Source organism: Bacillus cereus group sp. MS39 (assembly GCF_040448665.1).
GTDB lineage: Bacteria > Bacillota > Bacilli > Bacillales > Bacillaceae_G > Bacillus_A > Bacillus_A wiedmannii.
In genome coordinates, this window is sequence record NZ_CP123058.1 from 4,544,152 (window position 1) to 4,568,164 (window position 24,013).

A 24,013-nucleotide genomic window follows, 5' to 3' on the forward strand; every position below is an offset into this window, starting at 1 on the left:
ACTATATTGATTGTATGCAATCTTGAACAATTTTTCAATGAAAATGTTCTTATTTAGTTTATCCTTTTTCTTCATAATCAAACAAAAGGGGAAAATAACGCTACATACAAAAAATAAGTAACATTTTTTAATATAGCATTTATAAAGAAAAAGGTAAAACAATACTTCTTATTTAACAGCCCTGATTCACTAAAAAAGAACTTGTGAAAATCACAAGTTCTCCTCCATACATATTAAGCGCTCTGGTTTCCTTCCATTTGCGTTTTGTACATATCGTAATAACGCCCGCGCTTTTTCATTAGTTCATCATGAGAGCCTTTTTCTAAAATCGTTCCTCTATCAAGCACAATAATTTGATCTGCGCTTTTAATTGTTGAAAGACGGTGAGCAATAATAAATGTCGTTCTTCCTTTTTTCACAACTTCTAACGCTTGTTGGATCATCGCCTCTGTTTCTGTATCAATACTAGACGTTGCTTCATCTAAAATTAAAATGGCTGGATCAAAAGCGAGTGCTCTAGCAAACGAAATAAGCTGACGTTCTCCGGTTGAAAGTGTGCTTCCTTTCTCCGTAATTTCTTCATCTATATTGTTCGCAAACCGTTCAGCACCAACATCACGCAATGCTTTTACGATGCGATCTTCTGAAATTTTTTCATTCTCTAAGCTTACATTAGAAGCGACCGTCCCGCTAAATAAAAACGGATCTTGCAGTACGATTCCCATATGTTCACGCGTTGCTTGTTTTGGCATCTCTTTTACGTCGTGACCGTCAATTGTAAGCTTTCCTTTTTCAAACTCATAAAACTGAAAGAGTACATTCATAATGGAACTTTTTCCTGATCCAGTATGACCGACAAGTGCCACTGTCTCGCCTTGTTTCGCTTCAAAAGAAATATTTTTTAACACTTCATCTTTTCCATTATAAGAAAACGACACATTATCAAATTTCACGTTTCCTTGTAAGCGAGGCATACGTTCTTCTTCTACTGCTTCCCCTTTTTCCTCTAACAATTCAAAAACACGTTCTGATGCAACACGCGATTGTTCTAAGTTAGCAAGCTGATTTACCATATTTGTAATTGGTGAGAACAATCGTGTTAAATAATCAACGAACGCATACAGTATCCCTAAAGAAATGACGCCTGTAGCACTTAATGAAGCGCCACCGAAATACCAAATCACACCTGTGAAAGCGATATTTCTTAATACAGACACTAGATTATGAGAAGTTGCGGCATTTAAATTCAAAATTTTATTTTGATACTTAAAATAATCGCCATTTAATTCTTCAAACTCTTTTTTCGTTTCACGCTCTTGACGGAACGCTTGAATAATCGGCATACCTTGAATGGATTCATTCACTGTTCCGTTAATATCAGATAAACGTGAGCGCATTTTATGATTGTATACAGACGCATACTTTCTATAAAGAATTGCCCAAACGATTAAAATCGGGATGATAAGTAAACATAACGTCGCCAATTTTACGTCGAGTAAAAATAGCGCAGCGAATATCCCGATAATATAAATGATACTAGAAACGAATGTCGCAAGTACCGTTACGTATAGATCACGAATGGCTTCCGTATCATTCGTTACACGCGAAACAATTTTCCCTGCTGGTAAATGATCGAAATAACGAATCGGCAACGTTTGAATATGAGAAAAGACATCTTCCCTCATAATTTGAATAATTTTGTTCGCTGCCTTCTGTAAGAAAAATTGCTTTCCATATGCAAATAAGGAAACGACTACTAATAAAGCGAAATACCCACCACCAAGTAATAATAGACGGTTTATTTCTGGTTTATAAAACGCAAACACTTCTTCTTTCGTTAATGCTTTCGCTTTATACACTTGCACTGCCTTACCATTTTGGACGGTAATCATATCATCTTTTACAGTACGTGACCCTTCAGCATTCACTTTATTCGGTACAAAGTAATATTGAAAACCGACTTGCATCACGCGTACTTCTTTTCCTTTTTTCTCACCTTGTTCAAAGCGATCACTTCGCTTATAAAAGGTACCATTATACGGAACAGCCTCTTCACTCTTTTCTGTTTCATACCAAGGTTTCTCTATTCCAACGATATGATCGTCAATCATCGTTTTCGCGACGAAAGGACCAGCAAGTTCTGCGATGACGAAAATAAATAACATTAGCATCGCTGCAAAAATCGTCCCTTTTACTTTCATCGCATATTGGAACAATCGTTTTGATACGCTCATATTTTCACCCCACTATCCGCACTTTCACTTTCCCCTTGTTGTCTTTCAAACTGCTCCGCATACCAGCCTCCGCTTTTAATAAGCTGATCATGCGTACCTTCTTCCATAACTTCGCCTTCATCCATAACGAGAATCCAATCCGCATGTTGTACGGCAGATAAACGGTGCGTCGTAATTATCGTCGTCTTTCCGCTTCTCTCTGTTCTTATATTCTCAATAATCGCAGCTTCCGTACGAGCATCAACAGCTGATAAAGAATCGTCCAAAATTAAAATTTCCGGATTTTGAATAACCGCTCGCGCAATCGAAATCCTTTGTTTTTGCCCTCCTGATAAAGAAACACCTTTCTCTCCAACGAGCGTTTCTAACCCTTCTGGTAAAAACTCTAAATCCTTTTTAAACGCCGCAATTTCAATTGCTTTCTCGAGTTCTTCTTCCGTCGCTTCTCGGTTTCCGAATAAAATATTTTCCCTTGCTGTTTTTGAGAACAAAATATGTTCCTGAGGTACATACCCAATCCACCCGAGTACATTTTCATTCGTTATTTTATTTAACGTCACATCAGAGACTGCAATATCCCCATCTCCAAGCGGATATTGACGAAGAAGCTGACGTACAAGCGTCGTTTTTCCGCTTCCTGTTTTTCCAACAACCCCAAGCGTTTCTCCTTGTTTTAAGGTAAACGAAACCTTCTTTAAATTTGTTTCAGTTGATGAAGGATATGAAAAGGTAACTTCATCAAACTGAATATAATTCGGCTCTTGTACAAGCTTTGGATTTTTTGGATTCTTTACATCTGGTTCATACGCTAACGTTTCATTTACTCGGTCTAACGAAGCGTTTCCTCTTTGCATAACATTAATTAATTCACCAATTGCAAACATCGGCCAAATCATCATCCCTAAATACACGTTAAAAGAAACGAGTTCACCAAGTGTCACCTTCGATTGAAATACAAGATATGCGCCATACACTAAACCAATTAAATAACTAAGGCCAACAAGCATTTTCACAGTTGGCTGGAATAATGCATCAATTCTGGCTACCTTCATATTTTTTTCGTAGACGTCATCTCCTAACTGATGAAATCTTTCTTGATCTGCATTTTCTTGTACGTATGCACGAATAACGCGCACACCAGCGATTGATTCTAATACTTTATCGTTCATATCACCGAACGCATCTTGCGCAACTGTAAATCTTTCATGCAATTTCTTTCCATATATATTCATCGCATACGCCATAATTGGAAGCGGTATAAGTGCCGCAAATGTAAGCTCCCAACTAATTGTAAATCCCATCATAAAGACAATTGTAAGCATATATAAACTCGAATCCACGAGCGTTAATATACCGAAACCAGCCGTCATAGCAATTGCTTTTAAATCATTCGTTGCTCTCGCCATTAAATCGCCAGTACGATTTTTTTGATAAAACGTCGGTGTCATTTTAAGTAAATGCCCCATAAATTTAGAGCGCATCGTCTTCTCCAGTACGAATGCACCGCCAAACAATTGATGTTGCCAAACGAATGTGAGGCCATATCCAACTATCGTAACCCCTATTAAAATAAGAATAGATTGCATAATTGCTTCGTTCGTTAACGTTCCTGTTTTTATATTATCAATCGTAACCCCTAACACTTTCGGGGGAATGACTTCAACTATATTCACAATTAAAAGAGCTCCAATGGCGATACTATATCTCTTCCAATGCTCTTGAAAAAACCATTTTAACTTTAGTAATACTGATAACAATGTAACCTCTCCCTTCTCGTTCTCGTTTCACTCTCATGTCTTTATCCACTATCCAGACCCATCATATTTACATTTCGTAACCCATACAATCTCATCACATTTTTCCACCTTCCAAAGTTTGTTTTATCGTAACCATACAACGTATGGAAACAAGCAAATTAGACAAAAAAAAGCATACCGCCGCTTGACGATATGCACAAAAATGCATAAAAAGCGTACGTTACGATATACGCAACGTACGCTTTTTATAAGACAAAGATGCCTTATATATCCGTACGGGTTGCGTAATGATATGAATGTTTTCTGCCATTTAACAGAGCTAAACTCATTACATTTACGATTACAATCATTACGCACACCCCCTTCATTTATTTTCCATTTATAATCTTACAACTTTATTGAGTATTCTGTCAATTGTTTTTTCACAAACTGAATAAAAATATACGCTACATCCGTTTGAAATAAGAGAATCTTCTGTAAGAAAGGGCATACAAAATAAAAAAAGAATAAGAAATCGTTTTCACAAACATTTCATTTGAAAAATGTTATCAAACACCCTACAATCACCTTATACTCACTCTTACAAGTTGCTATTTTAGGAGGACTAATCATGACAACTAGCAATACGTACAAATTTTATTTAGACGGAGAATGGAGAGAAAGCTCTTCAGGAGCAACAATCGAAATTCCATCTCCATACTTACACGAAGTAATTGGACAAGTACAAGCAATTACTCGCGGAGAAGTAGATGAAGCAATGGCATCTGCAAAAGAAGCTCAAAAATCATGGGCGGAAGCTTCTCTACAAGATCGCGCAAAATATTTATATAAATGGGCTGATGAGCTCGTAAATATGCAAGATGAAATTGCCGATATCATTATGAAAGAAGTCGGTAAAGGATATAAAGATGCGAAAAAAGAAGTTGTTCGTACAGCTGACTTCATTCGTTACACAATCGAAGAAGCTCTACATATGCACGGAGAAAGCATGATGGGCGATAGCTTCCCTGGCGGAACGAAATCTAAACTTGCGATCATCCAACGCGCACCACTTGGTGTTGTATTAGCAATCGCACCATTTAACTACCCAGTAAACTTATCTGCTGCAAAACTTGCACCAGCATTAATTATGGGTAACGCTGTTATTTTCAAACCAGCAACTCAAGGTGCAATTAGTGGTATTAAAATGGTTGAAGCACTTCATAAAGCTGGCCTTCCAAAAGGTCTTGTAAACGTAGCGACAGGACGCGGTTCTGTAATTGGTGACTACTTAGTAGAACACGAAGGCATCAATATGGTATCGTTCACAGGTGGTACAAACACAGGTAAACATTTAGCGAAAAAAGCTGCAATGATTCCACTTGTATTAGAACTTGGTGGTAAAGACCCTGGTATCGTTCGCGAAGATGCTGACTTACAAGATGCTGCAAACCATATCGTAAGCGGTGCATTCTCTTACTCTGGTCAACGTTGTACAGCTATTAAACGTGTACTTGTACACGAAAACGTAGCGGACGAGCTTGTTAGCTTATTAAAAGCGCAAGTAGCTGAGCTATCAGTTGGATCTCCAGAACAAGACAGCACAATCGTTCCATTAATCGACGACAAGTCTGCTGACTTCGTTCAAAGCTTAGTTGACGACGCTGTTGAAAAAGGTGCAACAATCGTTATCGGTAACAAACGTGAGCGTAACTTAATTTACCCAACATTAATCGACCACGTAACAGAAGAAATGAAAGTTGCTTGGGAAGAGCCATTCGGCCCAATCCTTCCAATCATCCGTGTTTCTTCAGATGAACAAGCAATTGAAATTGCTAACAAATCAGAGTTCGGCTTGCAAGCAAGTGTCTTCACAAAAGACATTAACAAAGCATTTGCAATTGCTAACAAAATCGAAACTGGTTCTGTTCAAATTAACGGGCGCACAGAGCGCGGTCCTGACCACTTCCCATTCATCGGTGTAAAAGGTTCAGGTATGGGCGCACAAGGTATTCGTAAGAGCCTTGAGTCTATGACACGCGAAAAAGTAACAGTATTAAACTTAGTTTAATCTTATATGTAGAAGCTGATCTAGTTTTAGATCAGCTTCTTTTTATTTCACAATTTGTTTTTCCATAGGTAAATTCACACCTTCTACAGAAATTTGATACCCTAGCCAACGCTCAGCAATATGTTCAAATGATAAAATAGAGCCTGTTGTAAAAAAGCGATGCTTCGGATTCAAATTGTCAGACAAAATTCCTTTATGCTGTAAAATGGTGCTTAACTCTATCGCTGTTTCTTCTGCAGAACTAATAATCGTTACAGCCTCTCCTAACTCCTTTTTTATATAGGATTCTAAAAGTGGATAATGCGTACACCCAAGAATTAACGTATCTATATCTTCTTTCGTTAATGGCAGTAAAGCTTGTTTCACTTGCTGCATGACGTATGCTGTGTCTTCTAATTGATTTTCTACAACTGTAGCTAAAGTCGGACATGCATGACTATGCACTTCCAAATATGTATCCAGCTCGTGTAATGCTTGTTCGTACATATTAGATTTTATCGTACCTACAGTTCCAATTACTCCAATTCTCCCTTTCTTTGTCACTTTAATTGCAGCTCTTGCTCCCGGATGTATAACACCAATAACCGGGATGGGAAGTGCTTCTTGCAACGCGGTCAATGCTGCAGCTGCACCAGTATTACATGCTACAACTAGAGCTTTTAATGGAAACTGCTTGAGGAACTCAACCATTTCAAATATGAAAGATTGTACCTCCTCTACACTTCTCGGCCCATACGGACAACGCTTATTATCACCAATATAATAAATGCTCTCTTTAGGCAATTGTCTTATAATTTCACTCGCAACTGTTAATCCCCCAACTCCCGAATCTAGCACACCTATTACTGAATTTTTATGACATGTAGACATATACTTCATCCCCTTCTCAATCTTCTAGCACCAATAATGTTTATTATATTATGAAAATTCGATATTACATAATAATCCCTATCCCTTTTAATCACAAACTCTTCTCTATAATCTGATTATTACTATATCCATTGACGTATAAAAATACATTTGTTACTCTTAACTACGTTAATTTAATATTTAAATCCTCATTCGTATCTCGGTGAGGTAGAGGTTGCAATCATTAAGAGTATCGTTTCAGGAGATGTAGTGGCATTGATGAAGGAATGAGAAAGGAATGATTGCCGAAGTAAGCCCGTGTCCACCATGCACGCTTGCTGGGTCTGCATTTAATAAGTGCAGAACTGTCACAAACGAAACGTTTCGTTTGTGGAGAGCTATCGAGAGGTATGTCGTGGGTTTCTTATAAGATAGAAAGCATGTAGCGGCAAATTACGTGCTTTTTTTGTTTTGTTTGGGACTTCTCTTCTCTACTAAGAAGACATACATATCTCCTCGCTTGACTTGGTTATACTAACTTTGGAGGTATTTTCTATGCAACAAAAAAAATGGGGCTTTTGGGTACTAACAGCTTTCGTTGTCGGTAACATGGTTGGCGCTGGTATTTTCATGGTGCCAAGTACGTTGGCACAAACAGCAAGCCCTCTCGGTGTCACTTTAGCTTGGTTAACAACAGGGTTTGGTGTATTAATGCTAGCTCTTGTTTTCGGTAATTTAGCAATTCGTCGTCCTGATTTAACGACAGGACCACAAAGTCATGCATATGCTTTATTCTCATCACCAAAAAAGAAAAAAATGGCTGGTTTCAGTATGGTATGGGGATATTGGGTTGCAAACTGGGCAAGTAACGTTGCCATCATTACATCTTTCGCGGGATATTTATCACTCTTCTTCCCAATTATGAAAGATACACGACTACTATTTTCAATCGGCTCGTTCGATATAGAAGTTGGAAAACTAATTACATTTACTATTTGTTCCATCTTACTTTGGGGAACTCACATTATATTAACAAACGGTGTAAGCGGAGCTGGAAAGCTAAACTTCTTAGCAACAACAACGAAAGTAACAGGATTCCTTTTATTCATCGTCGTTACGTTATTTGCATTCGAGGCTTCTAAGTTTGGACAATGGTACACGCCGATGATCGATAAATCAGGTGTATCACACGGCCTTCTTTCACAAGTAAATTTAGCCGCTCTTACAACGCTTTGGGCATTTATCGGAATTGAATCAGCAGTACTTTTATCAAACCGTGCTACCTCTCCTAAAACAGTAAAACGTGCAACGGTGGCTGGATTACTTATTACAGTTGCCATTTACTTAGGAATTACGATTTTAACAATGGGTGTACTTCACGTTGATAAATTACAAGCTTCGGAACGTCCATTAGCAGACGCATTGAATGCTGCGATGGGTCATGGCGGCGGGAAACTGATGGCATTACTTGCTCTTACTTCCCTATTCGGTTCTATCTTGGGCTGGATTTTATTAAGCTCAGAAGTACCATATCAAGCTGCAAAAGAAGGTTTCTTCCCTTCCTTCTTTACGAAAACAAATAAAAAAGGAAGTCCAATTTATTCATTACGATTAACAAACATTATGTCGCAAGTGTTCTTATTCTCAACATTATCAGGAACCATTGCGGAAGCTTATACATTCGTTATTACCGTATCAACACTAGCCTACCTCATTCCATATCTCGTTTCACCAATCTTCCAGTTAAAACTAGTCGCAACTGGTGAAACATATAAAAATGAAATGCGGGCAAGAATTACAGATGGCATAGTCGCAGTAATCGCACTTTGCTACGCACTATGGGTTATTAAAACCGGCGCATCCGATATAAAAACGTTCCTTCTCGGAATTGGTTTATTCGTAATCGGCTTTGCTTTCTATCCATTAATGAATCGTGATGAGAAAAAAAATAACGAAAAGAAAAACGGGCAAATTGCATAACGCAATTTGCTCGTTTTTTCTTTTATAAAACATATATAATAGAACAAAGAGGTGAAAAACATGTCAATCGAATCACTATGGAGCAGCCGCTTCCAACAACATATTCAAAATATCATTACATACTTTGCACGTATGATTAACGGTTTACTATATAGCTTTATCTTCGTTGCCTGTATAGGTGCTTACTATTACGCAAAGTTTCTTAAGACAGCTCCTTCTAAAGGACTATCTTTATTACTTATTACAATCGTCCTAACAGCGATTATAACGAGATGCCCGATCCGTACATTTATTCAAAAACCTGATGCTGTCTATTTGCTTGCATTAGAAGAGAAACTAACATCTTATTTTAAAAAATCTCTTCTATATAATTACATCATTCAGCTTTTCCCATTATTATTTACGTTCCTTATTCTCGTTCCACTTGCCCTGCAATCATTACAATTAACTGTACCTTTTTTATGTACAATCTTTATTGTTTTAATGATTACGAAAGCTTGGAATATATATACACATTGGATGTGGCGTGATAGTCATGAAAAAAACATATGGTTCATTATTCGTATCGCTTGTAACGCCCTAATCATTTACATGCTGTTTTACTCGGCACATGTTCTCATATTAGGCGGATTGCTCTTACTACTTGCTTTCCTACTTCTATACACGAAAAAACAGCCTACCAAACGAATACCATGGGATTACATAATTGAGCAAGAAGAAAAAATGGACGTTCGTTTTTATCAATTTGCTAGCATTTTCACCGATGTTCCGCAACTGAATAAGCAAGTAAATAAAAGAAAATGGCTTACAAATTGGATTGAACCTTTATTACATAAAAAACGAGCAACTTTCTTCTATTTACATACACTAGCATTTTTACGTGGGAATGATTATTTCGGTATATATATTCGTTTAGGATTGATCGGTGCCTTCGCCTTATATTTTATACCAAACATATACGTAAAAGGCGCTATCGCTTACATCGTCCTATATATGATTTCTATGCAGCTCCGTTCCCTGTGGAAATATTTTTCGGGAAATATTATAGTAGCATTATATCCCATTGATACTGAGAAACGAATGAATCAATTTCTTCGCTTAATCTTTATATTACTAAGCATTCAACTCATTGTATTTTCAATTGTTATACTCATTGCTACAGGACAATTTTTACATAGCCTTATCATTATGATTATCGGGTTACTCTGGATCAAATTTATTATTGTACCAAAAACGAAGCAACGAATTTCTGCATTTTAACGAAAAAAATAAAAAAGCCAAGGAGAAAATAAATTATCTCCTTGGCTTTTTTATTTTTCTTCCCCAAACAAGAATTACTGAAACAACCGATATTTTATGATTTTTACATACAAAAACGATAATACATGTTTACGTCCTAATAAAAAGGGTATGTATTAAATTAACAGGGCAAAGGAACTGGAGGGAATGAAAAAATATGAATTAAAGTTTCACTTTATAAAAGGCATTGCCCAAGGACGATTCTGGAACCGATAATATAATGTAAGGAGCGGATTAGAATGAGTAAAAAAATTGCTACTTTAATAACAGATTATTTCGAGGACACAGAATACACAGAGCCAGCAGAAGCTTTTAAACAAAAGGGATATGAATTAACAACTATTGAAGCAGAAAAAGGTAAAACAGTACACGGTAAACAAGGAAAAAGTGAAGTTGTAATTGATAAAAGTATCGATGATGTTTCTCCAGAGAACTTTGATGCCCTCTTCATACCAGGCGGATTTTCCCCAGATATACTTCGTGCAGATGAACGTTTCGTTCGCTTTAGCAAAGCATTTATGGATGCGAAAAAACCTGTTTTCGCTATTTGTCACGGACCTCAGCTACTTATCACTGCACAAACACTTGAAGGACGCGATGTAACTGGATATAAATCCATTGCAGTCGATTTGAGAAATGCCGATGGAAATTTTCATGATAAAGAAGTGGTTGTATGCCAAAATCAGCTAGTAACAAGTAGACAACCGGAGGACATCCCAGCGTTTATTGAAGAATCATTGCGTATACTAGGATAGTTATTAGAGGTTAGCCAAAATAGCTGTTTAGCTACTTTGGTTAACCTTTTTATTTGTATGAAAAACAAAAAGAATCTCATTTTCAATGATTTTTTGAGACGCCCCCTTTTCTCGCTCCAAAATTTCTAATCACTTTTCATAGGCATTTCTCATATAGTGAAAATGACTATATAATTCCTATCCATAAGTTAAATAATAATTTTACACATATATAAATAAAAAAGATGGGAGCCTAGCTATGAACAATAATCCACCTTCAACGCCCCCAAATCCAACGGAAACGAATAATAATGAAGTGAGCTTACAAACGTTACGCGTCATTGGGCTTATTGTACTGATTAGTGGCTACATATTAGTAGCTCTTTCTGAAGTAGGAACGTTAAAAAATCTTTTGCTACAGCCTAGTACTACTCCAAATTTAGCTGAAGTTGATCCGTTTTAAAAAGAAAAAACATACCCTTCTTCTTTAAAAAATGTAATAATTGATTCATTTTGCGAAGTTATGGATACAGCCATCCCCGCATTAAATACGGGGATGGCTGTAATGATTAAATGACTTCTTCTAAATGGTTCTTCAAGTTCTCTAAATACTTCTCAACAGTAGGATTCTTCACCACATCATAACAAGCAAAACTCTTTAACGGACTCATACCGAGAAACTTCTGCACGCGATGTAAATGACTAAGCGTTGATTCTAAACTTTCTCCTTCAAAGAACTTAGTCTTATCCCCGAATGCTTTTTCAGGTGCATTCCAAGTTGTAGAAAACATATACTGCTTCTCTTTTAGTAAACCACCTGTTCCATATTCATCTGCACCTTTAAAGAACAAGCCGTATTCATATACTTCATCCATATACGTTTTAAATAATCCCGGTACACTAAACCAGTAAATTGGTGTTTGATACACTACAACATCTGCCCATAAAAACTTCTCTTGCTCTTCTTTAATACTATATCCATCCTGAATCGTTGTCGTTTTTACATGATGCTTCTCGCTTAATACAGTTATCATATAATCAACTAACGTTTTATTTAATCTGCCTTCCTTTGTACCGTATTTTTCATGTCCATTTATAATGAATATATTTTTCATCGCTTTTCTCTCCCTTATTTTACTCCTCGGCTATTAACCCCAGTTGCTGTTTCAGCGTAAGATTATCTTCTAAATGCCAGTCTTCCGTTATCTTTCCGTCTTTCACATGTAACATATCAATTGCAAAAAAATTGATTTTCTTATCATTATGCGTTCCTGTAAAAGAAAGACGAGCTGTTACTTTATCACCGACGACTAATAAATCTTCAATCTCGCAATGTATATTAGGAACGACTTTACGAAAATTTTGTGCCGCAAACTTTAATCCTTCCGTTCCTTGTGGTCGCCCTTTCGGCAATGTATTATCGGAAAAATCTTCAGAAACAGTTTGCAGAATAAGTTCCTCCTTACCTGTATCCCAAAATGCATAAAAACGCTGCGCTGCATGAACCATTTCGTTCGCTTCCTTTTTACTTAGTGAGGGATCAATTGTCATTGCTTTTGGCTTTGGCATTTCTTTTAATAACTGGACTTCCGTTTTTTCTTCCACACCGCATGCTACAAGTACAATACAAACAACAAACAAACTAAAGAACCCAAACAACTTTTTTATCCCCATGAAAATCACCTCCTCATACAAACCCTTTGTATTTCGTATTGCTATTGTATATGCACTAACTTCCTTTATGGAAGTAGTGATATTTTTTTCATATAGTTACCAAAAGTATAGTTTTGTGATACTATAAAGCAAATTCATCGAAAAAAATTTTATGGAGGCTAGTTCCATGAACAATATAGATCCAGTTGTATTAACGAAAGGTTTACCAGGCATACCTTGTCCTATCGCTAAAACACTTGACGTAATTAGTACAAAATGGACGTTTTTAATCATTCGCGACCTTCTTATCGAAGGAACATTACGCTTTAGTGATTTACAAAAATCAATGGACGGGATTAGTCCGAAAACATTATCACTTCGCCTAAAAGAATTGGAAGCACAAGGAATTATAACGCGAAAAGTATATCCAGAGGTTCCGCCTCGCGTAGAGTACACGTTAACGGATAAAGGAAAGCAATTAGAGGGGATATTTATTGAATTAAAGCGTTTTGGATTAAGTTTATAAACGAAAAGCCCCTTACCATAAAAATAGTAAGAGGCTTTTCGTTATTCACTACATTACTTCGCAAAACTTTGAGCTAGCTGTTTCTCTCTCCACATAAATGTAATGCCGAGACCAACTATTAAAACAACTCCTGAAAATGCATATGGATAATGAATATTCATATCAAATAATATTCCGCCCATCGCTGGTCCTGCAATATTTCCTAAACTCGTATAAGTCGAGTTCATACCAGCAACGAATCCTTGCTCTTTTCCAGCTGCTTTTGATAAAAACGTCGTTAAAGCTGGACGAAGCAAATCAAATGCAAGGAAAATGAAACAAGTAACGAGAAGTACAATCCAATAATTAAAGACTACAGTTGAAACGAAAGCTAATACTGCACCTACAATTAAACATATTTGAATTAACACTTTTTCACCGAACATATCAACCAATTTACCAAACATAAATACTTGCACAACTACCCCAAAGATGGAGCTAATTGTAATAATTGCTGCAATATCTTTCGGTGTAAAACCAAACTTATGATCAGAAAACAGGCTAAAAACAGTTTCATACGCCGATAAACCGAAAGCGAGTACAAATACGATAATAAATGCAATTGCATACATTGGATGTAATGATTTCTTTAAATCACCAATAAAGCTTGATTCTTTCGTGTTAGCAGAAATCTCTGCAAGTTCTTCTTTCGTTAACGGTTCTTTTAAAATAAAGATCGAAATTACACATGCTATAAAGGCAATTGCTGCTGCAACGAAAAACGGCACACGTATACCATACTCTGCAATAAATCCACCAATTCCAGGTCCTATAATAAAACCAGTACTAATCGCCGCTGATAAATATCCCATCGCCTTTGGACGTTCCTGCATAGATGTAATATCCGCAACATATGCCGTAACACCAGGCATAATAAACGCGGCACTAATTCCGCCTAACACCCGTGCTGCATAAAGCATCCACACATCTTTTCCTAATCCAAAAAGAAGTTCTGAAACACCAAAAATAAATAATCCAATGATGATCATTTTCTTCCTACCGTAAAGATCGACCCACCGGCCTGTAATAGGTGACGTAATGAGCTGAGCCATTGCGAATACTGCAACGAGATATCCCATCGTCTTCCCTGTTAAACTCATGTCATTCATAAAGGACGGCATAACCGGAATGATTAATCCAATCCCTAAAAAAGCGATAAATATATTACTCAAAAGAATGACCAATACCATCTTTTGTTCTTTTATCGGTTTCTTCACTTTTTAACACCTCTTCCCGTAAGTTCCTCAAAAAAATAATGCCCAAGAAGCTTTTTCTTTATCCTGCTATTTGTGGGCTAATCATGAGTAGAGATGCCCCCACTCATTAGAATTTCACTCTATCCTTCCACACATACATACGCATTAGGTGAATGACTATCATTCAGTTTTCCTCAAAAATGAACCTACCTTTTCAGACAGGTTCATCTTACTACCTCTTTATATGTAGTGCATGTGTTAAAAAATCTAGTACTTCTGCCTTTTGTAGCTCGACTTGCTCCTCATCTTTATGATCATATAAATAAACTTGTTCCGCTGCAGATTCAACAAGAGCGATAAATAACTTAGCCGTTCTTTCCGCGTGAACCGAATCACGAATTTCACCAGCTTCTTTCGCCGCACTTAAAAACTCGCTTAGCCACATATAAAGAGGCTCATACACAGCTTCCCATTCTTTTATATGTTCTGTAGATGCAAGACCCGCATACATTAAAGCTTGTATTTCACGATATTCCGCTATAAAGTGAAACACCGCATCTATTACTTGCGTCACTTTACTTGAGAAAGGCGCATCATTTTGCACTTTTTCTTTCACTGCAAGTATCATCTTTTCAACCATTACTTCTGCTATTGCAGGCATAACAGATAACTTAGAAGGAAAATATAAATAGAAAGTTCCTTGTGCAATGCCAGCCAATTTCACGATATCAGAAATCTTCGTTTTTTCAACGCCCTTTTCCTGAAACACTTCAATAGCTGCATAGACAATTTTTTCTTTTTTATTCATCATCTAAACCCTTTCACACACATATTGAATGACTGTCACTCATTTTATAAGATAATCGATTGTACTGTCAATGATAGTGAACTCTAAGAGGAAATCATTTTTTAATAATAAAAATCTCCTAATAAACCATTAGGAGATAAAATACAATATATCTTTAAGAAAGAGCCTTTAATCCTGTCACTCCGCATACAATAAGAGCCACACTAATGATACGTGCTTTACTTTTCGACTCACCAAACAGGAACATGTTTAATAAAACGGCACCTGCTGTTCCAATACCAATCCAAACCGCATAAGCGACACTTACTTGTAAAAATAAGAAAGATGTATACAAGAATGCGAAGGATGTAGCAAATCCACCTATATAAATTGCACCATTTGCTAACGTTTTATCTTTACTATACATTTTAAGACCAATCACACCGACTATTTCACTAATTGCAGCACAAAATACGAAAAACCAACCCATCTTTAAGCAGCTCCTTCCACAGTTTTTTCTTTATTATCAGCTAGCTTTAAACCGATAACGCCAGCTACAACCATCACGATAAAGAATAACTTCCCTACACTGAAACTTCCACCGAAAAGGAATACATCCATTAAAAAAGTACCTACCGTACCAGCTCCGGCAAAGATGGCATATACAGTTCCTGTCGCAAGATGTTCACACGCTTTAGAAAGAAAGTGAAAATCAACAGCGATAACGCCTAAAATAATAATCCAATGCCACCAAGTATCGGCCGTATTAAAACCAAACACCCAAAAAATTTCAAAGATACATGTTAATATGACATATAACCAAGCTCTATTTTTCATACCTCTCACCTCTTATGACTGACTATCAGTCATTTTTGTTTTAAAAAAATATGATCTTTCATCAATACTATATATAAACAACTATCATCCTCATTTACCATTTATATTTGTTCCGTTTTTAAACTAACTACATCCTTCCAAAGAAGAAATGACTGAATGTCATTCATATATATTGTACATGAATATTTTAAAAACTGTCAATACCGAAAGATTATTTGAAATTTCTTTCATCCGATTTGTATATTTCCTAATAACCTGTCAATACTGCTAGTAACATAATATTTTCTCCACTCCCCCTTGGAGAGATCCCTTGAATAGAGCAGTTAGCTTTTGCTAGCTGCTCTTTTTTATTTGCCGGCACACTATGAGATCAAATCCATTTTTATCATAAATAATTAAGGGTCGGATTATGTTTTCTATTTACTTTCCAAAGAGGCCTTATATGCAATAATTTTATTCTCCAGCATCTTTTCTGTAATTACTAAGTTTTCTCTTTGAATCTGAATAGATTTCCTATGATCTTCTAGGAGCTGTAAACGAGCTTCTGTTGTATGCTCCCCTTCTAAATATAACCTAGCATATTCTCTTATTTTCGCTATTGGCATTTGCGTTTGTTTTAATTTCATGACAAAATGCAACCACTTTATATGTGACTCTTCATACATTCGATTCCCATTTGTATCGCGATTTGCAATTAATATATTTTCCTTTTCATAATAACGTAGTGTATGTGTACTCACTCCTATTAATTTAGCCGCCTCGCTAATTGTGTACATACTCTAACTCCCTCCACGTGCTTATCCTCATATATTTTATAGCCTTATCAAATTCATAAAAAACATTTGACTTAGAGTATACTCTAACAAATAAAATCTAACCATAATATATTTATTTGAACTTAGGGGGATTTTATATGAAATACACTGTTATTACTGGTGCGAGTTCTGGAATTGGCTATGAATCGGCTTTAGCCTTTGCAGCTCGCGGAAAGAACTTAATACTTGTAGCTCGAAGACAAGAAGAATTAGACGGATTAAAATTAAAAATTAACGAAATGAATCCAGAATTGGATGTTGTTATTCGAAGAACGGATTTATCTATCACGGAAAATGTTTATAAGCTGTATGAAAGCCTACAAGCCTTTCAAATTGAAACGTGGATTAACAACGCCGGTTTTGGTAATTTCGCCTCCATTGCTGAACAAAATTTAAATAAAATAGAAACGATGTTACATGTAAATATAGAAGCACTAACAATACTCTCCTCTCTTTTTGTTCGAGATTATTCAATGGTTGATGGCACACAACTTATTAACGTTTCATCAGGCGGTGGATACACAATCGTTGCTGATGCTGTTACGTATTGCGCTACGAAATTCTATGTAAGTGCATTTACAGAAGGTTTATCTCACGAATTGAAACAACAAGGTGCAAAACTGCAAGCAAAGGTTTTAGCACCTGGTGCAACTGAAACAGAGTTTGCAAAACGTTCATTTGATATTGATGAATTCCAATACGATAATGTTGTACCGAAATTCCACACCGCAAAACAAATGGCACAATTTATGCTTGATCTTTACGAAAGCGATAGAGTTGTAGGGCTTGTCGATGGTTCTACTTATAACTATGAGCTTAAAAATCCCATTTTTAATTTTGCGGTAAGAAAAACGAATTCAAGTTCTTAAATTCCCCTAAAATATAGATGCTCACTATTACGTAAATAATAGTGGGCCTTTTTTCTCTGAAAATTTCACCCAACATATCGAATCATCGCCACCTCATCACAATAATCCACCTTTGGACAATGTCTACAATCGATCCATACTTTCTCTGGTAACGCATCTCTATTCACAAAATCAAACCCGCACTTTTGAAAAAATTCCGTTTCATATGTTAAAGAAATGACTCTATTCACTTTTATTTTCGCTGCCTCATTTATTACATGGTTCACTAACATACGCCCGATTCCTTTCCCTGCGTATGTATGCGAGACGGCTAACGACCGGACTTCTGCAAGGTCCTCCCCTAACACATGTAAACCAGCAACCCCAACAATCTCATCGCTTTCTTTCACAACATATAAACATTGTAAATATTGATAGAGAGATAAAAGAGAACGTGGTAAAACTACTCCTTCTTTTGCATAAGCTTCAATAAGACTATAAATTTCTTTCACATCACTCGTAACCGCATTAAAGATTTTCATATTATATCCCCTTGTCCCCGATATTAATATTTATAACCTAAATTGAATTTTAATACATAATTTTATATAATAATACATCTCTCTTTTCTCCCCGTCAATCACTTTATACAAACAAAAAACCAAGCAATCTAATCGATGCTCGGTTCCTCATTTCGTATCGGCAATACCGTCGAATATTTAATTTCACGAAGTGCTAAACTCGTCTGTATCCTTGTAATACCAAGCTTATTCAGCTTTCGAATAAACTGCTCCAGCTCTTTACGATCACGATTTGCAACTTTTAATAAATAATCATACTCTCCTGTTAAACAGTGACACTCTAACACTTCAGGCATCATTTCTAATTCTTTTTCCAACACCTCAAGTTTATCCGATTGATGAATATTCGTACTCATAAAAATGAAGCATAACAAATCAAAACCAAGCTTTTCTTGATTTAAAATAGCTACTTGCTTATCAATGAACCCTTCTCCATCTAATCTTTTTATTCTTGCATGCATAGCAGCTGGTGATAAATTAACGCGTCGCGCAAGCTCAGCATTACTTACTTGAGACTCCTTCTGCAATATATCTAAAATTTGTACATCTAAATCATCCAACACCTTAATAACAGACGACTCCATTACAATTCCCCCTTTTTCCTACCGATGATTATTCGAAAAAACACCTTACAATTTATATAAAACTGAATATCATTCCGTAAATATCATTCGAAACAAAACATTTTATCAACTTTTATCCATTATACAAAATAATATATTACACAATAAAGAAAAATGCTAAAATTATTTACAATTCACATTGATTACAACAAAGGGGATTTTAATATGCCTTATTTTTATGTCTTTTTACTATTATTAACGAGCTTATTATGGGGAGGAAATTTCGTTGTTGGAAAATCGCTCGTTGATCACGCGTCTCCGATGACACTTACAAGTTTAAGATGGATGATTGCGATTGTTTGTTTATTACCAATCGTATGGTTTAAAGAAAAGAAAATCATTCCACCTCGCGCGGCAATACTTCCGTTAGTACTAATGGGGATTTCAGGGGTCGCTCTTTTTAACATCTTTCAATTTCTAGCACTAGAAAAAACATCCGCAACGAATGTAGGGCTTATTTCTACATTAAATGCGATTTCAATTGCATTATTTTCTGTTTTATTTCTAAAAGAAAAAGTAAATACACTTCAAATCCTATCCATGGTTCTTTCATTCTTTGGGGTTATTCTTGTCCTATTAAAAGGTAACTTTGCACTTTTATTTTCACTACATTTTAATAGCGGCGATTTATGGATGATTGCGGCTGTTTGTATTTGGGGAATGTATTCTGTTTGTAGTAAATGGGCAACAAAAACAACTACACCACTTATGGCAACACTATACTCTGGTATTTTCGGCGTTATTCTATTACTGCCATTTAACATAGGAAGCTTCACCGTTTCCAATATTAATACTTCTTTCCTAACATCACTTTTATATACTGGGCTTATTTCCACAGTTCTTTGTATGGTGTTTTGGAATATTGGCGTGCAAAAATTAGGAGCGACTACATCCGGTATTTTTCTAAACTTCAATCCGATTTTCACAGCTATTTTAGCATTCCTTTTCCTCGGAGAAGAACTAACGTGGATACAAATTTTCGGGACAATAATCGTTGTGACGGGATGTTATTTATTTTCTCATTTCAAAACGGTTACTGTTCAGCCAACTAGAGCTTTATTGCGAAAACATTATTAATGAAAAAACATCGTCATCCGAGTGGCGATGTTTTTATTTACTCTTCATTTCTTTTATATACTGCTTTTCCTCTTCTGGTGATAAACGTTCCGTCGCCTTGCCAGTATCTCCACCTTGAAGGCTCCATAAAAAGTTGTGCTCCTCAACAGTTTGAGAAAAATCTCCTTTTTCCCATCTATTTATAATAGAGAATAACTTCATTTTATATTGAAAACCTGTACTATTTTCAATATCTCTTTTTACATTAAAAATTTCCTTTTCTGTCATTTCTAAAAATCCCCATTTTTCAGAGGATTTTACTTTTTGGTGCACCATTTTATGCATAGTAGAAATAATTTCACCTTCACTAGCTTGTGGAGATTCTTCTGCAACTTTCTTCTCTTTTTCGTTTTCCGCTTGCTGGGTTTGAATATTTTTATTCTCTTTTTCCACATATGCAAGCAATTTCTTTCCGCCAACTATAGACGAGATGATTACTATAATTGTAATACATATTCCTACAATCCATTTAAAAAGCATTAGCTCTTCATCGCTTCCTTAACAATATGACTATCTACATACTGCTTAAACTTCACGATTTTTCCGTTCTCCAGTTGCCATACATGAACAAACTCTGCTTCAAATGATTTTCCCGTTTCTTTATAAACTCCTGAATAAACACCTTCAGCAATAATTACATCTTTTCCGTTTACTTCATGGCACATATTTACACTCGCCTTAAAATCATCCCATTCTGATCCTAATCGGCTAAATACATTTTCCATTATTGCTTCTACACCTATATAAGTTCCCCCGTACGGGAATCCTTCTGCCTCTGTCCATTCTACTTTTTCAGAGAGGGCTTCTACTAAATGTTTTGCATTTGAAGAAGCTGATCCTTCATACGTGCTTCGAATAATTTCTAAATTTGATTTAGGCATATTACTTCCTCCCGTTTTATTTATTTTTTGCACAAGTTGTAACATTTACAGTTACAACTTGTGCAAAAAAATATTTATATTGTTTTATTCTTAATCCATCAGTTGTAATCATTATAGTTACAATCATAATTCAAGTCAAGTCAACAATTTATAAATAAATTTACTTCGCTTTCATTACTTTCTCTTTTACGAAACGATCTACATATCCTTCTGCTTTTACAACGAATAAATACACACCCATTGTTAATAATGCAAGATCTAATTCATATCCTGGATTCTTTCCATCTCCTAATAAACCTGCTGCTCCATTTACCTTTACGATAGCTCCAGCTAAAATAAGAGCGAATAATAGTCCTACATATCTTACGCCTAAACCGATAATTAATAATATACCACCAACTAATTCAACTGTTGCTACGCCGTATGCAAGACCACCTGGTAAGCCGATGCTTGTAAACCATCCTGCTACGTTATCGATACCTGATTGAAACTTCGCTAAACCGTGCGCAAAGAATGTCACTCCTAACACGATACGAATAATTAAATTCCCAATATATTGGTTCATTTTGAACTCTCCTTTTTGTTTTGTTATGGTGAACTTTTATTTACAAGTCAAAACAATACGGTATTTCATTTCATTCGTCAAATACTTTTTTTAAGAAAACAAAAAACATTATCCCTTTTACGGATAATGTTTTCCTACAGAATAGTGCTAATTCAAGCTTTTACTCTATTGCACAAAAAAGTTGAAACATTTTTCCAGCGCCAACATACGGCAATAAAGACAAGTCCTCTTCTATAACCATCCCAACAACATTCACTTTCTCATCTTTAAGCAAATCATGTGTGGCAACTTGCATCTCTCCTGCATATCTACCGTACAATTCATTATCAATTGTAATGCTGCCTTTCTTTCTTGCAATTGTATGCATTGGCTGTAACACCACTTTATTTTCTTCTCGTGATTCTACAGAGCGAATGACATCACGGGCTGGATCTAGTCTATTTGTATGCACTTGTTCTACCATTTTTAACACTTCACTTTTCTCTATCAATGGCTTGTACCGCAGCGGAATAATTCCTCTACTCGCACTCGCTATCTCTTGTACACTTTCTACACTTCCGCTTATATCCCCGATTAACACCTTATCGACACCACAATCTTGTACAAGTTCTAAGTACGCTTCAAGCGGGCGCATATTGCGGTGCTTTTCTAACGTTGGTAAGCCTTCATATAACGGACCACGTTTTTCATCATCTCCCGGAATAAATGCCATCGTTTTTATTCCGCACTCATGTAAGTATTCGTTTTGTTTTTGTAAAAAGGACTTTGCTAGTCCTGTCTCTGGACGCGGATAAAAATTATGCCATGCTTCTACATTCTCTACTCGTATACTTTCTGCAAGTAACTCTTTCCAAAATGACTTTGTAATCGTACTCGCATTTAAAGCCACTTTCATCTTATGAGATACGCGCGCAATTTCTTTCGGCGTAATGCCATAATCCATTCGTAAACCAGTAATACCCCATTCTACTAACTCTTCCACATTTTCGTACGTCATTCCTAAATGGTGTAGCGATTTTGGAGAAACATCGACCATTAATTCCATTTCATTTTCAAGAGCCTGCTTCCCAAGTATTTGAATTAACTCTTTATACGTATTTGGATCATCTTCTGGTATATGAAGTGATGTAAAAATAGATGAAAATCCATTTTTCTTCGCTACTTTTAGCCACTCTTCTTGTTTCGTTACTCGTTCTTTTGCAAGATAAATTGAAACTCCGATCATATGAATCTCCCTTTCTATGAATAGAAAAAGAGAAAGGAATCCCTTTCTCTATATGTTTTCTGCCATTTCTTCTTTGAATCCGAAGAAGTACGTAAAGATGAATCCGAAAGTATATGCTACTACTAATCCAAGGAAATATAATAAATATTTATTATCAGCAATTAACGGAATTAATGATAATCCTGATACGCCGATTCCAAGTGCGGCTGTTTTCATAACGGCTTGGAATGCACCGCCGACAGCTGCACCGAGACAAGCTGTAAGAAACGGTTTCCCAAGTGGTAATGTAACACCGTATAATAACGGTTCGCCAATTCCTAAAAATCCAACTGGTAATGCACCTTTAATTACGTTACGCAGTCGTTTATTTTTTGTTTTTACAAAAATCGCAATCGCTGCTCCTACTTGCCCAGCTCCAGCCATTGCAAGTACTGGTAATAAAGGTGTTACGTGCGTTTGATTAATAAACTCCATATGAATCGGTGTTAAACCATGATGCAATCCGACCATCACGAGCGGTAAAAATGTTCCCGCAAGTACTGCTCCTGCAAACGCGCCGCCAATATTTAAAATCCCATTAATTCCGCTTGTAATTCCTTCAGATAAGAAACCTGCTACCGGCTGAATGGCTAACATCGTTACGATACTTACGACTAATACAGTAATAAGCGGCGTTACAATAATATCAACTGCATTTGGCACTGCTTTTCGAACTTGTCTTTCCACTACAACCATAAGCCATGCTGCAAAAATAACTGCAAATAATCCGCCCCGTCCGGGTACGAGTGCTTCACCGAATAATTTTACGTTCGCCATCGCTGGGTTAAAAATTAAAATACCAGCAATCGCCCCAAGAACCGGTGTCCCGCCAAACTCTTTCGCTGTATTCCAGCCGACTAAAATCCCTAAGAATGTAAAGATACCGCCACCAATGAGTAGTAACATTTGTAGCCATGTTGCATTCGGATCAGCACCTGCGTTTTTCGCAAAGTTAGCAACCCCGTTTATAATTCCTGACGCAACAAGACCCGGAATTAACGGAATGAAAATACTTCCTATTTTTCTTAAAAAGTTTTTCACTGGTGTATTATTTTTCTTCTTAATCTCTGATTTCATCTCTTGCCCGAGATCTTCAAGATGATGATCTGCCACCTCACCAATTCGCAGTCCTGTTAAACCTTCCATTTCAGCTGCTACTTTATTTACTGTCCCTGGTCCAACAACAACTTGAAGTGTCTCATCTTCAATAACACCCATAACCCCTTCAACCTTTTTCAAAAGGTCCATATTCACTTTACTTTCATCATGAAGCGTTAATCGCAGTCTCGTCATACAATGAGCAATACCACGAATATTTTTTACTCCCCCAAGTTGCTCTGAAATTTCTTTGGCCATTCTCTCTTCTTTCTTCATAATAG

25 protein-coding genes and 1 riboswitch are annotated in these 24,013 nt (G+C 36.3%); of the genes, 8 read left to right on the forward strand and 17 right to left on the reverse strand.

The window, feature by feature from the left end:
- Nucleotides 1-233: 233 nt before the first annotated feature.
- Both QEP67_RS23590 and QEP67_RS23595 read right to left on the reverse strand, forming a co-directional pair.
- Entirely contained in the window at nucleotides 234-2,234 is a 2,001-nt protein-coding gene (locus QEP67_RS23590) for an ABC transporter ATP-binding protein (RefSeq protein ID WP_000116611.1), read from the reverse strand.
- On the reverse strand, nucleotides 2,231-3,991 hold the full coding sequence (locus QEP67_RS23595; RefSeq protein ID WP_000953780.1) for an ABC transporter transmembrane domain-containing protein: 1,761 nt from the start codon (nucleotides 3,989-3,991) through the stop codon (nucleotides 2,231-2,233). The genes QEP67_RS23590 and QEP67_RS23595 overlap by 4 nt, the downstream gene beginning before the upstream one ends.
- Nucleotides 3,992-4,601: 610 nt before the next feature.
- On the opposite strand from QEP67_RS23595, the gene gapN reads away from it, so the two are divergent.
- Nucleotides 4,602-6,041, forward strand: a complete 1,440-nt coding sequence (gene gapN / locus QEP67_RS23600) for an NADP-dependent glyceraldehyde-3-phosphate dehydrogenase (protein ID WP_353706452.1) — start codon at nucleotides 4,602-4,604, stop codon at nucleotides 6,039-6,041.
- Between the two features lie 42 nt (nucleotides 6,042-6,083).
- On the opposite strand, the gene racE is transcribed toward gapN, so the two are convergent.
- Complete coding sequence (racE, locus tag QEP67_RS23605) at nucleotides 6,084-6,911, reverse strand: glutamate racemase (RefSeq protein WP_000102055.1); 828 nt, start codon at nucleotides 6,909-6,911, stop codon at nucleotides 6,084-6,086.
- Nucleotides 6,912-7,111: 200 nt separating this feature from the next.
- Nucleotides 7,112-7,299: riboswitch (Lysine riboswitch) on the forward strand.
- Nucleotides 7,300-7,445: 146 nt separating this feature from the next.
- On the opposite strand from racE, the gene QEP67_RS23610 reads away from it, so the two are divergent.
- From QEP67_RS23610 to QEP67_RS23625, 4 genes are all read left to right on the forward strand, one after another.
- Nucleotides 7,446-8,870: an amino acid permease gene (locus tag QEP67_RS23610; protein ID WP_001186278.1), complete on the forward strand. Its 1,425-nt coding sequence runs from the start codon at nucleotides 7,446-7,448 to the stop codon at nucleotides 8,868-8,870.
- Nucleotides 8,871-8,930: 60 nt separating this feature from the next.
- The gene (locus QEP67_RS23615) at nucleotides 8,931-10,130 is read left to right on the forward strand and encodes an ABC transporter permease (RefSeq protein WP_000021394.1); all 1,200 of its coding nucleotides are present in this window, start codon (nucleotides 8,931-8,933) and stop codon (nucleotides 10,128-10,130) included.
- A gap of 278 nt (nucleotides 10,131-10,408) precedes the next feature.
- Complete coding sequence (locus tag QEP67_RS23620) at nucleotides 10,409-10,924, forward strand: type 1 glutamine amidotransferase domain-containing protein (RefSeq protein ID WP_000037555.1); 516 nt, start codon at nucleotides 10,409-10,411, stop codon at nucleotides 10,922-10,924.
- A gap of 238 nt (nucleotides 10,925-11,162) precedes the next feature.
- On the forward strand, nucleotides 11,163-11,366 hold the full coding sequence (locus QEP67_RS23625; RefSeq protein WP_001063864.1) for a hypothetical protein: 204 nt from the start codon (nucleotides 11,163-11,165) through the stop codon (nucleotides 11,364-11,366).
- Between the two features lie 106 nt (nucleotides 11,367-11,472).
- Here the strand turns inward: QEP67_RS23625 and QEP67_RS23630 are convergent, their stop codons facing one another.
- Nucleotides 11,473-12,018 (reverse strand): NAD(P)H-dependent oxidoreductase, encoded by a 546-nt coding sequence (locus tag QEP67_RS23630; RefSeq protein ID WP_000789171.1) that lies wholly within the window; start codon nucleotides 12,016-12,018, stop codon nucleotides 11,473-11,475.
- 19 nt (nucleotides 12,019-12,037) lie between these two features.
- Nucleotides 12,038-12,577, reverse strand: coding sequence for an ester cyclase (locus tag QEP67_RS23635; RefSeq protein ID WP_000511550.1), 540 nt, complete (start codon nucleotides 12,575-12,577; stop codon nucleotides 12,038-12,040).
- A 166-nt stretch (nucleotides 12,578-12,743) separates the two neighbouring features.
- Between QEP67_RS23635 and QEP67_RS23640 the strand changes: the two genes are divergently transcribed.
- The gene (locus tag QEP67_RS23640) at nucleotides 12,744-13,082 is read left to right on the forward strand and encodes a helix-turn-helix domain-containing protein (protein ID WP_001059473.1); all 339 of its coding nucleotides are present in this window, start codon (nucleotides 12,744-12,746) and stop codon (nucleotides 13,080-13,082) included.
- 53 nt (nucleotides 13,083-13,135) lie between these two features.
- Here the strand turns inward: QEP67_RS23640 and QEP67_RS23645 are convergent, their stop codons facing one another.
- The 5 genes from QEP67_RS23645 to QEP67_RS23665 form a co-directional block, all read right to left on the reverse strand.
- Nucleotides 13,136-14,338: an MFS transporter gene (locus tag QEP67_RS23645; RefSeq protein WP_000742967.1), complete on the reverse strand. Its 1,203-nt coding sequence runs from the start codon at nucleotides 14,336-14,338 to the stop codon at nucleotides 13,136-13,138.
- Nucleotides 14,339-14,549: 211 nt separating this feature from the next.
- The gene (locus QEP67_RS23650; protein ID WP_002108767.1) at nucleotides 14,550-15,128 is read right to left on the reverse strand and encodes a TetR family transcriptional regulator; all 579 of its coding nucleotides are present in this window, start codon (nucleotides 15,126-15,128) and stop codon (nucleotides 14,550-14,552) included.
- A gap of 151 nt (nucleotides 15,129-15,279) precedes the next feature.
- On the reverse strand, nucleotides 15,280-15,594 hold the full coding sequence (locus QEP67_RS23655) for a multidrug efflux SMR transporter (RefSeq protein WP_000539670.1): 315 nt from the start codon (nucleotides 15,592-15,594) through the stop codon (nucleotides 15,280-15,282).
- A gap of 2 nt (nucleotides 15,595-15,596) precedes the next feature.
- Complete coding sequence (locus QEP67_RS23660; protein ID WP_341057498.1) at nucleotides 15,597-15,941, reverse strand: SMR family transporter; 345 nt, start codon at nucleotides 15,939-15,941, stop codon at nucleotides 15,597-15,599.
- A 416-nt stretch (nucleotides 15,942-16,357) separates the two neighbouring features.
- Entirely contained in the window at nucleotides 16,358-16,717 is a 360-nt protein-coding gene (locus QEP67_RS23665; RefSeq protein ID WP_000288053.1) for a MerR family transcriptional regulator, read from the reverse strand.
- Between the two features lie 137 nt (nucleotides 16,718-16,854).
- On the opposite strand from QEP67_RS23665, the gene QEP67_RS23670 reads away from it, so the two are divergent.
- The gene (locus QEP67_RS23670; protein ID WP_000878086.1) at nucleotides 16,855-17,625 is read left to right on the forward strand and encodes an SDR family NAD(P)-dependent oxidoreductase; all 771 of its coding nucleotides are present in this window, start codon (nucleotides 16,855-16,857) and stop codon (nucleotides 17,623-17,625) included.
- Between the two features lie 65 nt (nucleotides 17,626-17,690).
- Here QEP67_RS23670 and QEP67_RS23675 read toward each other — a convergent pair whose 3' ends face one another.
- Together QEP67_RS23675 and QEP67_RS23680 are read right to left on the reverse strand one after the other, a co-directional pair.
- Nucleotides 17,691-18,146: an N-acetyltransferase gene (locus QEP67_RS23675; protein ID WP_000689148.1), complete on the reverse strand. Its 456-nt coding sequence runs from the start codon at nucleotides 18,144-18,146 to the stop codon at nucleotides 17,691-17,693.
- Nucleotides 18,147-18,274: 128 nt separating this feature from the next.
- On the reverse strand, nucleotides 18,275-18,769 hold the full coding sequence (locus QEP67_RS23680) for an Lrp/AsnC family transcriptional regulator (RefSeq protein WP_000446108.1): 495 nt from the start codon (nucleotides 18,767-18,769) through the stop codon (nucleotides 18,275-18,277).
- A 204-nt stretch (nucleotides 18,770-18,973) separates the two neighbouring features.
- Here QEP67_RS23680 and QEP67_RS23685 point away from each other — a divergent pair, with 204 nt between their 5' ends.
- Nucleotides 18,974-19,885, forward strand: a complete 912-nt coding sequence (locus QEP67_RS23685) for a DMT family transporter (protein ID WP_001146271.1) — start codon at nucleotides 18,974-18,976, stop codon at nucleotides 19,883-19,885.
- Between the two features lie 33 nt (nucleotides 19,886-19,918).
- Here the strand turns inward: QEP67_RS23685 and QEP67_RS23690 are convergent, their stop codons facing one another.
- The 5 genes from QEP67_RS23690 to QEP67_RS23710 form a co-directional block, all read right to left on the reverse strand.
- The gene (locus QEP67_RS23690) at nucleotides 19,919-20,404 is read right to left on the reverse strand and encodes a PRK06770 family protein (RefSeq protein ID WP_000897985.1); all 486 of its coding nucleotides are present in this window, start codon (nucleotides 20,402-20,404) and stop codon (nucleotides 19,919-19,921) included.
- The gene (locus tag QEP67_RS23695) at nucleotides 20,404-20,805 is read right to left on the reverse strand and encodes a nuclear transport factor 2 family protein (protein WP_001126714.1); all 402 of its coding nucleotides are present in this window, start codon (nucleotides 20,803-20,805) and stop codon (nucleotides 20,404-20,406) included. Before QEP67_RS23695 ends, QEP67_RS23690 begins: the two co-directional genes overlap by 1 nt.
- A gap of 160 nt (nucleotides 20,806-20,965) precedes the next feature.
- Complete coding sequence (locus QEP67_RS23700) at nucleotides 20,966-21,370, reverse strand: DoxX family protein (protein ID WP_001077753.1); 405 nt, start codon at nucleotides 21,368-21,370, stop codon at nucleotides 20,966-20,968.
- 160 nt (nucleotides 21,371-21,530) lie between these two features.
- A complete protein-coding gene (locus tag QEP67_RS23705) occupies nucleotides 21,531-22,595 on the reverse strand; it encodes a MupG family TIM beta-alpha barrel fold protein (protein WP_000580610.1) in 1,065 nt (354 codons plus the stop codon).
- Nucleotides 22,596-22,643: 48 nt separating this feature from the next.
- Nucleotides 22,644-24,008: a PTS transporter subunit EIIC gene (locus QEP67_RS23710; protein WP_325805617.1), complete on the reverse strand. Its 1,365-nt coding sequence runs from the start codon at nucleotides 24,006-24,008 to the stop codon at nucleotides 22,644-22,646.
- Between the last annotated feature and the right edge of the window lie 5 nt (nucleotides 24,009-24,013).

Coding starts and splice junctions, on each gene's coding strand:
- QEP67_RS23590 (WP_000116611.1), bottom strand. CDS start 2,234: ATGAGCGTATCAAAACGATTGTTCCAATATGCGATGAAAGTAAAAGGG.
- gapN (WP_353706452.1), top strand. CDS start 4,602: ATGACAACTAGCAATACGTACAAATTTTATTTAGACGGAGAATGGAGA.
- racE (WP_000102055.1), bottom strand. CDS start 6,911: ATGTCTACATGTCATAAAAATTCAGTAATAGGTGTGCTAGATTCGGGA.
- QEP67_RS23610 (WP_001186278.1), top strand. CDS start 7,446: ATGCAACAAAAAAAATGGGGCTTTTGGGTACTAACAGCTTTCGTTGTC.
- QEP67_RS23615 (WP_000021394.1), top strand. CDS start 8,931: ATGTCAATCGAATCACTATGGAGCAGCCGCTTCCAACAACATATTCAA.
- QEP67_RS23620 (WP_000037555.1), top strand. CDS start 10,409: ATGAGTAAAAAAATTGCTACTTTAATAACAGATTATTTCGAGGACACA.
- QEP67_RS23625 (WP_001063864.1), top strand. CDS start 11,163: ATGAACAATAATCCACCTTCAACGCCCCCAAATCCAACGGAAACGAAT.
- QEP67_RS23630 (WP_000789171.1), bottom strand. CDS start 12,018: ATGAAAAATATATTCATTATAAATGGACATGAAAAATACGGTACAAAG.
- QEP67_RS23635 (WP_000511550.1), bottom strand. CDS start 12,577: ATGGGGATAAAAAAGTTGTTTGGGTTCTTTAGTTTGTTTGTTGTTTGT.
- QEP67_RS23640 (WP_001059473.1), top strand. CDS start 12,744: ATGAACAATATAGATCCAGTTGTATTAACGAAAGGTTTACCAGGCATA.
- QEP67_RS23650 (WP_002108767.1), bottom strand. CDS start 15,128: ATGATGAATAAAAAAGAAAAAATTGTCTATGCAGCTATTGAAGTGTTT.
- QEP67_RS23655 (WP_000539670.1), bottom strand. CDS start 15,594: ATGGGTTGGTTTTTCGTATTTTGTGCTGCAATTAGTGAAATAGTCGGT.
- QEP67_RS23660 (WP_341057498.1), bottom strand. CDS start 15,941: ATGAAAAATAGAGCTTGGTTATATGTCATATTAACATGTATCTTTGAA.
- QEP67_RS23665 (WP_000288053.1), bottom strand. CDS start 16,717: ATGTACACAATTAGCGAGGCGGCTAAATTAATAGGAGTGAGTACACAT.
- QEP67_RS23670 (WP_000878086.1), top strand. CDS start 16,855: ATGAAATACACTGTTATTACTGGTGCGAGTTCTGGAATTGGCTATGAA.
- QEP67_RS23675 (WP_000689148.1), bottom strand. CDS start 18,146: ATGAAAATCTTTAATGCGGTTACGAGTGATGTGAAAGAAATTTATAGT.
- QEP67_RS23680 (WP_000446108.1), bottom strand. CDS start 18,769: ATGGAGTCGTCTGTTATTAAGGTGTTGGATGATTTAGATGTACAAATT.
- QEP67_RS23685 (WP_001146271.1), top strand. CDS start 18,974: ATGCCTTATTTTTATGTCTTTTTACTATTATTAACGAGCTTATTATGG.
- QEP67_RS23690 (WP_000897985.1), bottom strand. CDS start 20,404: ATGCTTTTTAAATGGATTGTAGGAATATGTATTACAATTATAGTAATC.
- QEP67_RS23695 (WP_001126714.1), bottom strand. CDS start 20,805: ATGCCTAAATCAAATTTAGAAATTATTCGAAGCACGTATGAAGGATCA.
- QEP67_RS23700 (WP_001077753.1), bottom strand. CDS start 21,370: ATGAACCAATATATTGGGAATTTAATTATTCGTATCGTGTTAGGAGTG.
- QEP67_RS23705 (WP_000580610.1), bottom strand. CDS start 22,595: ATGATCGGAGTTTCAATTTATCTTGCAAAAGAACGAGTAACGAAACAA.
- QEP67_RS23710 (WP_325805617.1), bottom strand. CDS start 24,008: ATGAAGAAAGAAGAGAGAATGGCCAAAGAAATTTCAGAGCAACTTGGG.